The 15,200-nt window shown below is 73.8% G+C and carries 12 protein-coding genes; 7 read left to right on the top strand and 5 right to left on the bottom strand.

Annotated features, from left to right (window positions below):
• Positions 1-113 precede the first annotated feature (113 nt).
• Positions 114-743 carry a TetR/AcrR family transcriptional regulator gene (locus tag ACIRGB_RS23420; protein ID WP_403868322.1) on the bottom strand — a complete coding sequence of 210 codons (630 nt, stop codon included), beginning with the start codon at positions 741-743 and terminating at the stop codon, positions 114-116.
• Between the two features lie 183 nt (positions 744-926).
• Here ACIRGB_RS23420 and ACIRGB_RS23425 point away from each other — a divergent pair, with 183 nt between their 5' ends.
• From ACIRGB_RS23425 to ACIRGB_RS23435, 3 genes are all read left to right on the top strand, one after another.
• Complete coding sequence (locus ACIRGB_RS23425; RefSeq protein WP_403868325.1) at positions 927-1,514, top strand: SAV_6107 family HEPN domain-containing protein; 588 nt, start codon at positions 927-929, stop codon at positions 1,512-1,514.
• Between the two features lie 151 nt (positions 1,515-1,665).
• The gene (locus tag ACIRGB_RS23430; protein WP_403868328.1) at positions 1,666-2,493 is read left to right on the top strand and encodes a methyltransferase; all 828 of its coding nucleotides are present in this window, start codon (positions 1,666-1,668) and stop codon (positions 2,491-2,493) included.
• A gap of 277 nt (positions 2,494-2,770) precedes the next feature.
• The gene (locus ACIRGB_RS23435; protein ID WP_030186480.1) at positions 2,771-3,178 is read left to right on the top strand and encodes a spore wall synthesis complex protein; all 408 of its coding nucleotides are present in this window, start codon (positions 2,771-2,773) and stop codon (positions 3,176-3,178) included.
• 502 nt (positions 3,179-3,680) lie between these two features.
• Here ACIRGB_RS23435 and ACIRGB_RS23440 read toward each other — a convergent pair.
• From ACIRGB_RS23440 to ACIRGB_RS23455, 4 genes are all read right to left on the bottom strand, one after another.
• A complete protein-coding gene (locus tag ACIRGB_RS23440) occupies positions 3,681-6,071 on the bottom strand; it encodes a DUF3488 and DUF4129 domain-containing transglutaminase family protein (protein ID WP_403868333.1) in 2,391 nt (796 codons plus the stop codon).
• Between the two features lie 118 nt (positions 6,072-6,189).
• The gene (locus ACIRGB_RS23445) at positions 6,190-7,554 is read right to left on the bottom strand and encodes a DUF58 domain-containing protein (RefSeq protein ID WP_403868336.1); all 1,365 of its coding nucleotides are present in this window, start codon (positions 7,552-7,554) and stop codon (positions 6,190-6,192) included.
• Positions 7,554-8,627, bottom strand: coding sequence for an AAA family ATPase (locus ACIRGB_RS23450; protein ID WP_403868338.1), 1,074 nt, complete (start codon positions 8,625-8,627; stop codon positions 7,554-7,556). The genes ACIRGB_RS23445 and ACIRGB_RS23450 overlap by 1 nt, the downstream gene beginning before the upstream one ends.
• 247 nt (positions 8,628-8,874) lie before the next feature.
• On the bottom strand, positions 8,875-9,429 hold the full coding sequence (locus tag ACIRGB_RS23455; protein ID WP_403868340.1) for a beta-class carbonic anhydrase: 555 nt from the start codon (positions 9,427-9,429) through the stop codon (positions 8,875-8,877).
• Between the two features lie 422 nt (positions 9,430-9,851).
• On the opposite strand from ACIRGB_RS23455, the gene rsmH reads away from it, so the two are divergent.
• The 4 genes from rsmH (at position 9,852) to ACIRGB_RS23475 (ending at position 15,158) form a co-directional block, all read left to right on the top strand.
• The gene (rsmH, locus tag ACIRGB_RS23460) at positions 9,852-10,808 is read left to right on the top strand and encodes a 16S rRNA (cytosine(1402)-N(4))-methyltransferase RsmH (protein WP_403868343.1); all 957 of its coding nucleotides are present in this window, start codon (positions 9,852-9,854) and stop codon (positions 10,806-10,808) included.
• 79 nt (positions 10,809-10,887) lie between these two features.
• Positions 10,888-11,451, top strand: a complete 564-nt coding sequence (locus tag ACIRGB_RS23465) for a septum formation initiator family protein (RefSeq protein WP_403868346.1) — start codon at positions 10,888-10,890, stop codon at positions 11,449-11,451.
• Positions 11,448-13,412, top strand: a complete 1,965-nt coding sequence (ftsI, locus tag ACIRGB_RS23470; RefSeq protein WP_403868349.1) for a cell division protein FtsI — start codon at positions 11,448-11,450, stop codon at positions 13,410-13,412. Before ACIRGB_RS23465 ends, ftsI begins: the two co-directional genes overlap by 4 nt.
• Before the next feature lie 225 nt (positions 13,413-13,637).
• Positions 13,638-15,158, top strand: coding sequence for a UDP-N-acetylmuramoyl-L-alanyl-D-glutamate--2,6-diaminopimelate ligase (locus tag ACIRGB_RS23475; RefSeq protein ID WP_403868352.1), 1,521 nt, complete (start codon positions 13,638-13,640; stop codon positions 15,156-15,158).
• The last annotated feature ends 42 nt before the right edge of the window (positions 15,159-15,200 follow it).

Raw genomic sequence — 15,200 nt, forward strand, 5'->3', positions numbered from 1 at the left:
CCGACGGGGGAACGTACGGGGGAGCAGGAGAAGGCGCCGGTCCGACGGCGGCCCGCGGGGGACGCGGCCACCACGGACCGGCGTTCTTCGTGCGCGGCCCCGCCCCTTTTCGGTCAGCCCCGGCCGCTCACGCGCCCCTGGAGCAGCCGCGACAGCGCGGCGTGCACGTCGTCCAGGGAGCGCTCCGGCTGGAACGCCTTCCAGTCCAGCGCGGCCACCAGGACCATGCCGACGAGCGCGGCGGCGGTCAGCGGCACGTCGATCTCCTCGCTGAACTCACCGCTCGCCACACCCGCGCGCAGCACCCCCTCCACCACCGCCACGGCCTCCTGCCGGACCACCAGCAGCGTGGACTGCCAGGCCCGGTTGGTGCGCCACAGCTCGGCCACGTACAGCTGCGTGAAGGCCGGATAGCGGTCGATGAAGACGAGCCCCGCGCGGATCATCGCGTCCAGGGCGTCGACCCGGCCGCGGCCCTCGCGGGCGGCCTGTTCCGCGGCCTGGCGCAGCGAGGCGGTCAGCAGGCCGACACCGTGCCGCAGCAGCTCCTCGAAGAGGACGGACTTGCTGGCGAAGTTGTAGTAGACCGTGCCCTTCGCGACCCCGGCCCGCTCGGCGATCTCGTCCACGGTGGTGGCGGAGAAGCCCTGCTCGGCGATGAGGGTGACCGCCGCCTCGTAGAGCTTCTGCCGGGTGGCCTCGCGACGGCCGCCGCTCTGCGCGGAGGTGCTGCTGCTTTCCATGGTCCCGATTCTCACAGCACCCCCCGTCAGGGCGGCACCGCAGGCCCGCCCGGACGCCGAACCGAACAGTCGATCGAACAAAAGCCCAGGTCAGAACGGATTGTCAGTGCCATACCTCACGATGGGCACATACGGCACCTCCTGCCAGGGGCGTGCCGTCACGGAGACGACAGGAGGATCGTCATGGCCCACTCGTCCGCAGCCGCCGCCCGGCGGCGCCGCGCAGCCGGCCCTGCACCCTCACTGACCGGACCGGCGAGCGACGTGCACCCCGTGCTCCGCCGGACGACCGCCCCGCCCGCCGCCCTCGACCTGCTCGCCCAGGCCCGGGCCGGACTGGAGGAGGCCACCGCCCTCGAAACGCCGAACGAGCGGTACGCGACGGCCCACCTCGCCGCCCTGCGCACCGCCGCCGCCGTGCTGGCCGCCCGCGGCCGCCCGGAGACCAGCCCACGGGCCAGGGCCCGCATCCGCAGCGCCTGGGAGGTGCTGCCCGAGATCGCACCCGAGCTGTCCGACTGGAGCGCGCTGTTCGCCTCCGGCGCCCGGCGCCGGGCCCGCGCCGAGGCGGGCATCCAGGGCGCCGCGGGCACCCGGGACGCCGACGACCTGATACGCGACGTGGCGATGTTCCTGCGTCTGGTCGAGCGGATGCTGGTCCTCCAGCCCGTCCTGCCCCAGCCCCGGTCCGACGCCGACCCACCGGGTCCCGAGCGGCCCGGCCGCTCCGACGCCGGTCACCCGGGCCGCGACCTGCCGGACGCCGGATGAGCGGGGGACGGACGGGTGCCCGGCGGGCGCGGCACAGGCAATAGGGTGGGAGTCGCCTGAAGCCTCCCCCGCCCCGCACCGGGGCCGGGGGCGGCAGCCCGTTCCGCTCCGCCCGTGTCCGAGGCGGTGCCGCGCCGAGGAGTCAACTGCCGTGTCGGACCCGATGCGCCCGCCCGCCTCCGAGCCCCGACCGCACACGGCGGCTCCGCGCTCCGAGCCCTCCCGTTCCCGGGCCGCCCTGCGCACCGCCGTGGTCTGGGACGTCCTCCAGGACGCTCTGGACCGCCGGGTCAAGGCCACCGGCCGCCAGGCACTGGACGTCCTCGACACCGGCGGCGGCAGCGGCAACTTCGCGGTGCCCGTGGCCGGCCTCGGCCACCGCGTCACCGTCGTGGACCCGAGCCCCAACGCCCTGTTCGCCCTGGAGCGCCGTGCCGCCGAGGCCGGCGTCGCCGACCGCGTGCGCGGCGTCCAGGGCGACGCCCGCGGCCTCTTCGACGTGGTCGAGCGCGGGGGCTACGACGCGGTGCTGTGCCACGGCGTCCTGGAGTACGTGGACGACCCCGCGGAGGGCGTCCGCAACGCGGTGGCGGCCCTGCGCGCCGACGGCGTCCTGAGCCTGCTCGCCGCGGGCCTCGGCGGCGCCGTGCTCGCGCGTGCCCTCGCCGGTCACTTCACCGAGGCCCGGCAGGCCCTGGGCGACCCGGACGGCCGCTGGGGCACGGGTGACCCCGTGCCGCGCCGGTTCACCGCCGAGCAGCTCACCGGTCTGGTCGAGGCCGCCGGGCTCCGGGTCGGCGCCGTGCACGGCGTACGCGTCTTCGCCGACCTCGTCCCCGGCGTGCTGGTGGACACCGAGCCCGGGGCCATGGACGCCCTGCTGAAGCTGGAGGCCGCGGCGGCCGAACTCGCCGCGTTCCACTCCGTGGCCACCCAGCTCCATGTGCTCGGTGAGACGCGAGGGGCCGACGGGGCCTGAGCCGACCCGTGGGGTGAGGCGCTGATCAGGGGCGCGAGTGCAGATGGAGTACGCCACAGGCCCCCCGAACGGGGGGCAGTCGCCGTATGATCGAGGGAGACCGCCCGGCATGACGGGTCGGCCGCTGGGGAATGGGACTTCAGTGAGCCGGTACGGCCATGACGGAGTCCGGTTTGGTCAATTGGCGCAGAGGGGCGGGTTTCACGGGGGCGATTCCCTGCCTATCCTGAAGGGACCCCCCGGGTCGCCCCGGCGACTGCACGATGAGGAGGACTCCGTGCCGCTCTCGGAGCACGAGCAGCGCATGCTCGAGCAGATGGAGCGAGCGCTGTACGCCGAAGATCCCAAGTTCGCGACAGCGCTCGAGGGAAGCGGGCTGCGTACGTACACCCGGCGACGGGTCTACCAGGCGGTCGCGGGCTTCCTCGTAGGTATTGCGCTCCTCATGGCCGGTATGGTCGCCCAGCAGGTGTGGCTCAGCGTGGTGGGTTTCCTCGTCATGCTGGGGTGCGCGGTGCTCGCCGTGACCGGCTGGCGCAAGGCCCCCAAGCCGGGCGAGCAGCCGCAGGCGGCCGGTGCCGGTCCGCAGGCGGCACGCCGCCAAGGACGCCAGAAACGTTCCATGATGGATCGCATCGACGAGCGCTGGCAGCGCCGCAGGGATGAGCAGCAGGGCGGCCAGTAGCGCCGCCGGAAGAGCCGCTCACCAGAACTTCCGCGTGAGGGGGTGACCACCGTCCGGGTGGCCACCCCCTCACGCACACCCAGGAGCACATGAGGCCGCCGTGAGCCGCAGTCCCCGCCCCACGGCGGGGTGCCCCGGCCTCACCGCTGAGCCCCACCGGCCGCCGCTGAGCCCCGCCGACCGGCGCGCTCTGCCTATCGGCGACGAGTTCTGCCTCGCCGCTGGACGACTCACCCCACCGGCCGACGGGCTCATCCCCGCCGGTCAGCCACCCGGTTGGCTGGCGGAGCCCTGTCGAGCAACCGGGCTGAGCCCGCCTGCCGACGGGCTCGGCCCTGACGATTGACGGTTTCAACCCACCGGCCCACGGTCGTCGCCACCCGGTTGGCTGGCTCAGCCCGGCCGAACAACCGGGCTGAGCCCATCGGGCGACGGACTCAGCCCCGCCGGCCGACGGTCTCCGCCGTCCGGTCGGCGGGCTGAGCCACCCGGGGCGGCTGGCTCAGCCCTGTTGGTCCGAGGTTTTTCGCCATGCCGGTCGGGGCGTCGTGGCGCGTCGTTTCAGGGACGTCCACCGGGCCGATGCTGCCCAGGTCACCCGAATGGCCGAACGTGGGGCGAACCGTGCGCGCAGCCGGGTGCCGCGGCCGACCGCGGCCCGCAGACCCGTGGCCGCCAGCCGTACGTCGTCCGTCAGCCCCGCCGTCAGGCGCGGGTGGGGCGCGTAGAGGACCTGCTCGACGGCGTCCGCCACCCGGTGCACCGCCTGCGCGGCCGTCGGCTCCAGTCGGCCCAGCCGGACGATGCGGGCCGCCGCCTTGCGCGGGGTCTGCGACTCCTGGGGCGGGATGCCGAGGTCCCAGGCCGTGTCGGTCAGCTCCTGCCACACCGCGAGGGTGTGCGGCCCGGCGTCCGCCGCACCGCGGCCGTGCGACCCGAGCCGTACCGCCCGGGCGCGCAACCGCCACAGCATCGGGGCGAGCGGGATCAGCAGCACCGCGAGCCCGGCCAGGGACCAGGCCAGCAGCGCGTACCACTTCGGTCCGTCGCCGCCGGTGACGGGCAGGGCCGCCGCGGTCTCGGTGGAGCAGGCGTCCAGCTTCTTGTCCTGCGGGGAACACGTCTCACTCGACGAGGGCGCCGCCGACGGCTCCGTCTCCGTGCTCTGCGACGGCAGGACCGGGTCCGGCACCGAGCTGCCCGGCCGGTCCGTGATGGTGTACGACGGGGTCGAACCACGCGTCGGCGTCGGCTCGAAGCGGGTCCAGCCCACGCCCTCGAAGTACACCTCCGGCCACGCGTGCGCGTCCCGCAGCCCCACGGACACCGAGCCGTCCGCCTGCGGGGAGCCCGGCGCGAAGCCGACGGCGACCCTGGCCGGAATGCCCAGGGAGCGGGCCATCGCCGCCATGGCGAAGGAGAAGTGGACGCAGAAGCCCTCCTTGTCCTTCAGGAACCGGGCGATCGCGTCCGAGCCGCTGCCGACCTTGACCTGGGTGTCGTACTCGAAGCCGCCGTTGACTGCGAAGTACTCCTGGAGCCTGACCGCCTGCTGGTACGGGTTCGCCGCGCCGGCGGTGACCTCGCGGGCGGTCCGGGAGACCACCGCGGGCAGCGAGTCCGGCAGCCGCGTGTACTCGCGCAGGAGCGCCGCCGACGGCGGGGGCGCCGCGGCGAGCTGCTCCGCCGTCGGCTGCACGTTCAGGCTGCGCACCTCGTACTTCAGCCCGCGGGTGTTCTGGCCGTGATCGCCGACCAGGGTCATGCCGACGGGTTCGTAGCGCCAGTTGCCCGCGACGCGCACGCCGCTGGGCGGGTAGGGCATGGGCAGCCAGTCCTGGGCGTACCAGTCGGCGGCCGCCACCAGGGTTCGGGTCTCCGTCCGCTTGATGTCGGAACCGAGTCCGGCCGGGGTGGGGAACGTGCCGTCCGGCACGGCGGTGATGTGCCGCTTGGACGGCTTCCAGGTGGTGCCGTCGAAGTCGTCCAGGGACACGATGCGCAGGTACAGGTTGGACAGGTCCTCGGAATCCGTCTGGACGGAGAGGACCTGGCGGTTCTCGTTGACGTTGAGGCTGTCCCGCAGGGAGACCAGCGGGTTCACCGCGGAGATCGTGCCGCCGCCCCCGGTGCCGGAGCCGACACCGCCGCGCGCGCCGTCCAGCAGCCCGCCGTCCATCGCGGGCAGGGCCAGCGGCACCACCAGGGCGATGCCCAGCGCGAAGGCGCCGATACGCCGCCCGGTGCGGATCGGGGCGAGGGCACGCCCCTGCTCCGGTCCCGGGGCGCGCGCCGAGCCGCCGAACACCCGGCCCCACTGCGAGAGCCGGTCACGTCCCTCGGCCAGGAGCAGCGCCAGATAGCCGACCGCCGCGACCAGGAACCACAGCCAGTCGGCGCCGCCCTCGGACAGTCCCGCGGCCACCGAGTAGAGGGCGAGCAGCGGCAGGCCGGCCGGGGCGGCACTGCGGAAGGTCACCGCGAGGGTGTCCACCAGCAGCCCGATCACCAGGACGCCGCCAACCAGCATCAGCCGGATGCCGTCCGACTCCAGCGGCGCCGGGATCGCGTACCGGGCGATGTCGTCGCCGCCCTGCTGGAGCAGGTCGGCGAAGCGCTGGAAGGCCTGCGGACCGGGGATCAGCCCGGCGAGCGCCTGCTGCCGGGCAAAGACCAGGGTCAGCAGCAGCAGCGTGACCAGGGCCTGCGCCGCGACGGTCAGCGGCCGGGCGAGCGGCACCCGCCGCGCCACCGCGCCCACGCCCGACTGCACCGCCAGCAGGACCGCCGCTTGCAGGATCCACGTGGCCGGCTCGACCAACGGCAACAACGCACAGGCCGCCGTCAAGGTGGCCGCCCAGGCACACACGGCCAACCGCGCCCGCCCACTCATCGCACCGCCCCCCGCCCACTGCCCCCGGCGGCGGGACAGGCATGCGAGGCACCGCCCGGACACCCGTCGACCCCGGACACCGCGCCGCGCACGTCCGTCATGAGCCGCGTCCGCCCGCTCATCGGGTTCCCTTTCCGCCGGTCGGCGTGGTGAGGGTGGTGCGTTCGTGGTCGGCCAGGCGCCACAGCTCCTCCACGGTGGCGCCCCGTGGGACGGTCACGGCGGTCCAGCCCGCCTCGCGGAGCATCCGCAGCCGCTCCCCGCCCCCGGCCAGCGGGCCGGGCACCTCGCCCGGCTCCCGTGCCCACGTCTCGCTGTCCAGGACGAAGGCGACGGCACCGCCGCTGCGCTGCCGCATCTTGGCCACCACCGTGGCCTGCTCCTCGTCCAGGTCGCCGAAGAACGCCACCAGCAGCCCCTCGTTCCCGCCGCGCAGCACGTCGTACGCCCGCGACAGGCTCGTGCCGTCGGACTGGTCGATCACGGCGAGGGTGTCCATCATCAGCCCGGCCGCGTCGGCCGTGCCCTGGCTCGCGCCCGCGAAGCCGTCCGAGCCCTCGCCCGGCGCCGAGTCGCCGGCGTCGGTGAGCAGCCGGACGGAGAAGCCCCGCTCCAGCATGTGCACCAGCACGGACGCCGCGCCCGACACCGCCCACTCGAAGGCCGAGTCGGGGCCCCCGCCCTCGAAGGCCACGACCCGGGTGTCGAGCAGCACCGTGCAGCGGGCCCGCTGCGGCTGCTCCTCACGGCGCACCATCAGCTCGCCGTAGCGTGCGGTGGAACGCCAGTGCACGCGGCGCAGGTCGTCGCCGTACCGGTACCCGCGCGGGATCACGTCGTCGTCGCCGGCCAGGGCGAGCGAGCGCTGCCTGCCCTCGCCGTACCCCTTCGCCTCGCCGCTCAGCCGCACCGGCGGCAGCGCCTCCACGCGCGGGATCACGGTCAGCGTGTCGTACGTCGAGAAGGAACGGGTCAGCTCGCACAGGCCGAACGGGTCGGTCAGGCGCAGTTGCAGCGGGCCCAGCGGATACCGGCCGCGCAGGTCGGAGCGGACCCGGTAGGACACCTCGCGGCGACCGCCCGGCTCCACCCGGTCGAGTACGAAGCGGGGACGCGGCCCGAGCACGTAGGGCACCCGGTCCTGGAGCATCAGCAGACCGGTGGGCAGCCGGGAGACGTTGTCGACGCGCAGATGGACCCGGGCCTCGCTGCCCGCGGACACCCGCCCGGGGGACAGCCGGCGGCTGCCCGCGACCCGGTAGCGCGTGCGGTGCAGCACGGCCGCGCAGACCAGCGGCAGCGCGCCCAGGAGCAGCCCGACCCGCAGCAGATCGCTCTGCCCCAGGACGTACGCGCAGATCGCGGCCGCGATGCCGGCGGCCAGGAAGGAACGCCCGCGGGTGGTCAGACCGGCCAGGGCGGTCCGGACACCGCCGCCCTCACCCCGGTCGCCCTCGCCCGGGTCTGTCCCCCCGGCGTCCATCACAGCCTCCGCGGCGGCTGCTGACCGTACGCCGGCGTGCCGCGGCCCACGCCGAAGCCCGGCTGCTGCTGGGACGCCGCGGGCACCGGGGTGCGCTGGAGGATCTCCTCGACGACCTGCTCGGCGGTGCGGCGGTTGAGCTGGGCCTGCGCGGTCGGCAGCAGCCGGTGGGCCAGGACGGCGACCGCGAGGGCCTGCACGTCGTCCGGCAGCGCGTACTCCCGGCCACTCAGGGCGGCGGACGCCTTCGCCGCGCGCAGCAGATGCAGCGTGGCACGCGGCGAGGCGCCGAGCCGGAGATCCGGGTGGGAGCGGGTGGCGGCGACCAGGTCCACCGCGTACCGCCGGACCGGGTCCGCCACGTGGACGGCGCGGACCGCCTCGATCAGCTTCAGGATCTCGTGCGCGTGCGCCACCGGCTGGAGGTCGTCCAGCGGGTTGACCCCGCCGTGCACGTCGAGCATCTGCAACTCGGCCTCCGGGCTCGGATAGCCGATGGACACCCGGGCCATGAAGCGGTCCCGCTGGGCCTCCGGGAGCGGGTAGGTGCCCTCCATCTCGACCGGGTTCTGCGTCGCCACCACCATGAAGGGGGCGGGCAGCTCGTAGGTCTGGCCGTCGATGGTGACCTGGCGCTCCTCCATCGACTCCAGCAGCGCCGACTGCGTCTTCGGCGAGGCGCGGTTGATCTCGTCGCCGATCACCACCTGCGCGAAGATGGCACCCGGTTTGAACTCGAAGTCCCGGCGCTGCTGGTCCCAGATGGACACCCCGGTGATGTCCGAGGGCAGCAGGTCCGGCGTGAACTGGATCCGGCGCACCGAACAGTCGATGGACCGCGCCAGCGCCTTGGCCAGCATGGTCTTGCCGACCCCCGGCACATCCTCGATCAGCAGATGACCCTCGGCCAGCAGCACGGTCAGCGAGAGCCGCACGACCTCGGGCTTGCCCTCGATCACGCCCTCCACCGAGCCGCGCACCCGCTCGACCACCGCGGTCAGATCATCACCCACGCCCGCATACGCTCCCGAGGGGGCACCCCCATGGCTCGCCCGATCGTCATAGGTCGTCACCCGGCCCTCCTCGGCCTTTCCCCGCACTCCCTGGGAAGTGGAGGTTCCCCAACTTGCCGGGCCGGGCCCGCACCGCGGACGGCCCACCCCGAATCACGGACGCCGCGCGGAAAAAGTTCCGCGCGACACCACTTCCCGCATTCTTGCCGCCGTTACCGATTCGTGTCACTCGCCTGTGGACAACTGGCCGCGATATGTCGGCCTTTGCGGCGCTTGCGCGGCGGGATCGCCGGGGCGGGCCACCGGATCAGGCGGGGTCGACCTCGCGCAGCAGGCCCGTCTTCACGTCGAAGACGAAACCGCGCACGTCGTCGGTGTGCAGCAGGAACGGCGAGGTGCGGACCCGCTCGATCGACTGCCGCACGTCCTGATCGGCGTCCCGGAAGGCCTCCACCGCCCACGCCGGACGCTGGCCGACCTCCAGCTCCAGATCGTGCCGGAAGTCCTCGGTGATGGTTTCCATGCCGCAGCCCGTGTGGTGGATGAGGGCCACGCTGCGGGTGCCGAGCGCCCGCTGGCTGATGGTCAGGGAGCGGATCACGTCGTCGGTGACGACACCGCCCGCGTTGCGGATGGTGTGGCAGTCGCCGAGCTTCAGGCCGAGCGCGGCGTGCAGGTCCAGGCGCGCGTCCATGCAGGCGACGACCGCCACGCGCTGTACGGGGCGGGCGTCCATCCCGGGGTCGGTGAACGCGGCGGCATAGCGCTGGTTCGCCTCGACGAGCCGGTCGGTGACGGTGTGGTCGGCCACTATGGCGGATTCCCGGCCTGCGGGTACCGATGCAGAAGTCGTCATATCCATGACGTTACTGGCCGTCCCCGCCCCCGGCCCGCTGTGAAGCGGGACAAAGAACGTCATCGGGGCTTGTTGTGAGCCAACCCACAGGGTGGTGCGGATGCGGCCGTCCGAGTGAAAAGGCGCGCGATGCCGGTTTGCGGACGCCGGGGTCCGCGACGCGCAGGCCGGTTGATTGACCGGGCGACACGGTGGACTAAAGTGACGCGAAGCGGGAGGCGAGGTCCTCCCTGCTGGACTGAAATCCCCGGAGACCTGGGCGACGTCCCGCCAGATCTCCCCACGTGCGCGGCGCGTACGTACGGCTCGGCCTCCTCCCGCTCCCGGCCGGCCGACGCTCTTGGCGCCGGCAGGCCTCCCCTTCAGATGCGAGCGGGAGGGGACCCGGCAGTGCGTGACGCCGCGCCGGACCTGAGAGGCCGCCCCACTTGAGCCAGAGTCGACACGTCCCGGTGATGCTCCAGCGGTGTCTGGACCTGCTGGCGCCCGCCCTCCAGGAGCCGGGAGCCGTGGTCGTCGACTGCACGCTGGGACTCGGCGGGCACAGCGAGGCACTCCTCGAACGCTTCCCCGAGGCCCGGCTCGTCGCGCTCGACCGCGACACGGAGGCCCTGCGCCTGTCCGGCGAGCGGCTCGCCCCGTACGGCGAGCGCGCCACCCTCGTGCACGCCGTCTACGACGAGCTGCCCGACGTGCTCGACCGGCTCGGCGTCCCCCGCGTCCAGGGCGTGCTGTTCGACCTCGGCGTCTCCTCCATGCAGCTCGACGAGGCCGGCCGCGGCTTCGCCTACGCCCAGGACGCCCCGCTCGACATGCGGATGGACCAGACCACCGGCATGAGCGCCGCCGAGGTCCTCAACACCTACCCGCCCGGCGAACTCGTCCGCATCCTGCGGGCGTACGGCGAGGAGAAGCAGGCCAAGCGGATCGTGTCCGCGATCGTGCGCGAGCGCGAGAAGGAGCCGTTCACCCACAGCGCCCGCCTGGTGGAGCTGATCCGCGCGGCGCTGCCGCAGGCCGCCAAGCGCACCGGCGGCAACCCGGCCAAGCGCACCTTCCAGGCCCTGCGGATCGAGGTCAACGGCGAGCTGTCGGTCCTGGAGCGGGCGATCCCGGCCGCCGTCGAGTCCATCGCGGTCGGCGGACGGATCGCCGTGCTGTCGTACCACTCGCTGGAGGACCGGCTGGTCAAGCAGGTGTTCGCGGCCGGCGCCGCCAACACCGCGCCGCCCGGCCTGCCGGTCGTCCCCGAACAGTACGCGCCCCGGCTCAAGCTGCTCACGCGCGGAGCCGAACTCCCCACCGAGGAGGAGATCGCCGAGAACCGGCGGGCGGCACCGGCACGGCTGCGCGGCGCCGAGCGCATCAGGGAGTCCCTCGGGTGAAGGCGGTCGGGCGGGTGGCACCAGCGAGGCAGGCCAGGCAGGGGTGGGGACGGCCCACCCGGGGCCGAGGGGAGGGCGCGTGAGCAGGAAACCCGAACTGAAGGGCCGGGCCGCCCGGCTCGCCCGGCTCCTCCCGGCCGGCGGCGCCCGCGGCCAGGCGGCCCGGGCGCCCTTCGTGCTCCTGGTCGTCCTCCTCCTCGGCGGCGGCCTCATCGGGCTCCTCGTGCTGAACTCCGCCCTGAGCGAGGGCTCCTTCCAGCTGGACGACCTCAAGCAGCGCACCAAGGAGCTCAGCGACGAGGAACAGGCGCTCCAGCGGGACATCGACGCCTACTCCGCCCCCCGGGCCCTCCAGCGCCGCGCCCGCGAACTGGGGATGGTGCCCGGCGGCGACCCCGCCTTCCTCGACCCCGACGGCACCGTCAAGGGATCGCCCAGCCCCGCGCCCGCCGCGGCCACCCCGCTCGTGCTGGCCCCCGAGGCGCTGGCCTCCACCTCCGCCGGCGCGGCCACGGGCACGCCGTCCCCCTACACCGCCCCCTCGGCACCGGCCCCCACGCCCACGACCGCGGCCCCACCCAGCACAGCCGCCACCCCCACCGCGGCGGCGACGCCCACCCCGACCCCGACTCCCGGCAGGTGACGGAAGTGTCCGACAGGGAACCGCCGCGCCGCCGGGTGCCCGGACCCGCGAGGCCCGTCCGCCCCGGCGGCGGGCGCCGCCCGGGACCGGGCGCCCGGCCGGCCCGCAGGCCGGGACCGCCCCGGCGGGCGCCCCGCGCCTTCCGGCTGGGCAGCCCGCGCCCCCGGCTGCGCATGATCGGCCTCGCGCTGACCCTGGTGCTGGCCGCCTTCGTGGTACGGCTCCTCCAGGTGCAGGCCGTCGACGCCGGCACGTACTCCGCGAAGGCCGAGCAGAACCGCTACGTCGTGCACACCCTGCCCGCCGAACGCGGCGGGATCACCGACCGCAACGGCGTCGCCCTGGCGACCACCGTGGACTCCTACGACATCACCGCCGACCCCACGATGTTCACCCGCGAGCAGCTGAAGGTCGACGACGGGCCCGAGCAGGCGGCGGCGCTCCTCGCGCCGATCCTCGGCGAGGACCAGGAGCAGCTGGCCAGGACGCTCCGCCCGAAGAACAGGGAACTGCGCTACGTCCGCCTCGCGCGCCGGCAGACCCCCCAGGTCTGGAACCAGATCAAGGACCTGAAGACCGCCCTCACCACGAAGGCGGAGACCGACCGGTCGACGGTCAACGTGCTCGCGGGCGTCTTCGCCGACCCCAGCAGCAAGCGCGTGTACCCGGGCGGCGACCTCGCCGCCGCCGTCCTCGGCTGGGTCGGCGCCGACGGCAAGGGCGGCGGCGGCCTGGAACGGAAGCTGGACAAGACGCTGGCCGGCGAGGACGGCAAGATCCGCTACGCGCAGTCCGGCGGACGCCAGGTGCCCACCGCCGGTTCCACCGAGACCCCCGCCGTGCCCGGCAGCGACGTCGAGCTGACCATCGACCGCGACATCCAGTGGGCCGCGCAGGACGCCATCAGCGAGCAGGTGGAGAAGTCCAAGGCGGACGGCGGCTATGTCATCGTCCAGGACACGACCACCGGCGAGATCCTCGCCATGGCCAACTCGCCCGGCTTCGACCCCGGCGACCTCGCCCACGCCGACCCCGCGGCGCTGGGCAACGCCGCGCTCCAGGACGCCTTCGAACCGGGCTCCACCGCCAAGGTGCTGTCGATGGCGGCCGTGCTGGAGGAGAACGCCGCCACGCCCGGCACCCACATCACCGTCCCCAACCGGCTCAAGCGCGGCGACCGGCTCTTCAAGGACGACATCGACCACCCGACCTGGTACCTCACGCTCAACGGCGTGCTCGCCAAGTCCAGCAACATCGGCACGATCATGGCCACCGGCGAACTGGGCAAGACCCAGGCCGAGGCCAACAAGGTGCTCTACTCCTACCTGCGCAAGTTCGGCCTCGGCGACTACAGCGGCCTCGGCTTCCCGGGGGAGACCAAGGGCATCCTCGCGCCGCCCGGCCAGTGGTCGACCTCGCAGCAGTACACGATTCCTTTCGGCCAGGGCGTCTCCGTGAACGCGCTCCAGGCGGCCTCGATCTACTCGACCATCGCCAACGGCGGCGTCCGGATCGAACCCACGCTCGTGCGCGGCACGAAGGGCGACGACGGACGCTTCACCCCGGCCCCCGAACCCAAGAAGACCCGCGTGACCAGCGAGAAGACCGCCAAGACCCTCTCGCAGATGCTGGAGTCCGTCGTCGACGACGAGGAGGGCACCGGCACCAAGGCCCGCATCCCCGGCTACCGGGTGGCGGGCAAGACGGGCACGGCCAACCGGGTGGATCCGGCCACCGGCCAGTACAAGGGCTACACCTCGTCGTTCGCCGGGTTCGCCCCCGCCGACAAGCCCCGCGTCACCGTCTACTGCGCCATCCAGAACGCCACCCAGGGCAGCTACTTCGGCGGCCAGATCTGCGGCCCCATCTACAAGCAGGTCATGGAGTTCGCCCTGAAGACCCTCCAGGTCCCGCCGACCGGGGCTGCCCCCGCGCGGCTCCCGGTCACCTTCAAACCCTGAACCGCACCGCCCGCCCGCTCCGCATCGAGCCCGTACCGAGCCAGCGCCGTTTCAGTACCGAGCCACCAGGAACCACCCGTGACAACGATCACCCCCGACCCCGGGAACCGGAGCGCCTCCCAAGCCTCCCCCCAGCCCTCGCTTCGCCGGGAAGCGGGTACTGCCGGTACGCTCACCGCCGTGCCACACCCTGATCAGTCCCAAACCACCCAGAAGGGCCACCCCGTGACATACCCGGGACCGCCCCGGCCGGTGCGGATCTCCGCCACCCCCCTCGCGGAACTCGCCGATCAGCTGGGTGTCGCCGCGCCGGACGGCTCCGCCGAGGTCACGGGCATCACCCACGACTCGCGTGCCGTGCGCCCCGGCGACCTGTACGCCGCCCTGCCCGGAGCCCGCCTGCACGGCGCCGACTTCGTCACCCAGGCCGCCGGCCTCGGCGCGGCCGCCGTGCTGACCGATCCGTCCGGCGCGGAACGCGCCGCGGCCGCCGGTCTGCCGGCGCTCGTCGTCGACGACCCGCGCGCGCGGATGGGCGAGCTGGCGGCCACGATCTACGGCCACCCGGGCCGCGACCTGCTCCAGATCGGTATCACCGGTACCTCCGGCAAGACCACCACCGCCTACCTCGTCGAGGGCGGCCTGCGCACGGCCAAGTCCACCGGCCTGATCGGCACGGTCGAGATGCGCATCGGCGACGAGCGCATCAAGTCCGAGCGCACCACGCCCGAGGCCACCGACCTCCAGGCGCTGTTCGCGGTGATGCGCGAGCGCGGCACCGAGGCGGTCGCCATGGAGGTCTCCAGCCACGCCCTGGTACTCGGCCGCGTCGACGCCTGCGTCTTCGACATCGCGGTCTTCACCAACCTCAGCCCGGAGCACATGGAGTTCCACTCCGGCATGGAGGACTACTTCCAGGCGAAGGCGCAGCTCTTCACGCCCGAGCGCAGCAAACTCGGCGTGGTCAACGTCGACGACGAGTACGGGCGGCGCCTCGCCAACGAGGCCACCGTCCCGGTCGTCACCTACTCCGCCGAGGGCCACCCCGACGCCGACTGGCGCGCCGACGAGGTCGAGGTCGGCCCGCTGGACTCCACGTTCACCGTGCTCGGGCCGAAGGGCGAGCGGATCGCCGCCAGGTCGCCGCTGGCCGGACCGTTCAACGTGGCGAACACCCTCGCCGCGATCGTCGCCCTGGCCGCCGCCGGACTCGATCCGCAGAGCGCCGCCGACGGCGTCGCCGCCGTACCGGGCGTGCCGGGCCGGCTGGAGCGCGTGGACGAGGGCCAGCCGTTCTTCGCGGTGGTCGACTACGCCCACAAGACCGACGCCGTCGAGTCGGTGCTGCGGGCCTTGCGCAAGGTCACCGAGGGCAGGCTGCACGTGGTGCTCGGCTGCGGCGGCGACCGGGACACCACCAAGCGGCAGCCGATGGGCGCCGCCGCGGCCCGGTTCGCCGACACCGCCGTACTGACCTCCGACAACCCCCGCTCCGAGGACCCCCTCGCGATCCTCGCCACCATGCTCCAGGGCGCGGCGTCCGTGCCCGCGCACGAGCGCGGCGAGGTGCAGGTCTTCGAGGACCGGGCCGCCGCGATCGCCGCCGCCGTCGCCCGGGCCGAGCCCGGCGACACGGTGCTGGTGGCCGGCAAGGGCCACGAGCAGGGCCAGGACATCGCCGGGGTCGTCCGTCCCTTCGACGACCGCCAGGTGCTGCGCGAAGCCATCCAGAAGACCCAGGGATGAGATCCCGAATGATCCAGCCGATCCTGATCCTGATCCAGGGGA

Origin of the sequence: Streptomyces sp. NPDC102490 (assembly GCF_044765285.1) — a bacterium.
Taxonomy (GTDB): Bacteria; Actinomycetota; Actinomycetes; order Streptomycetales; family Streptomycetaceae; genus Streptomyces.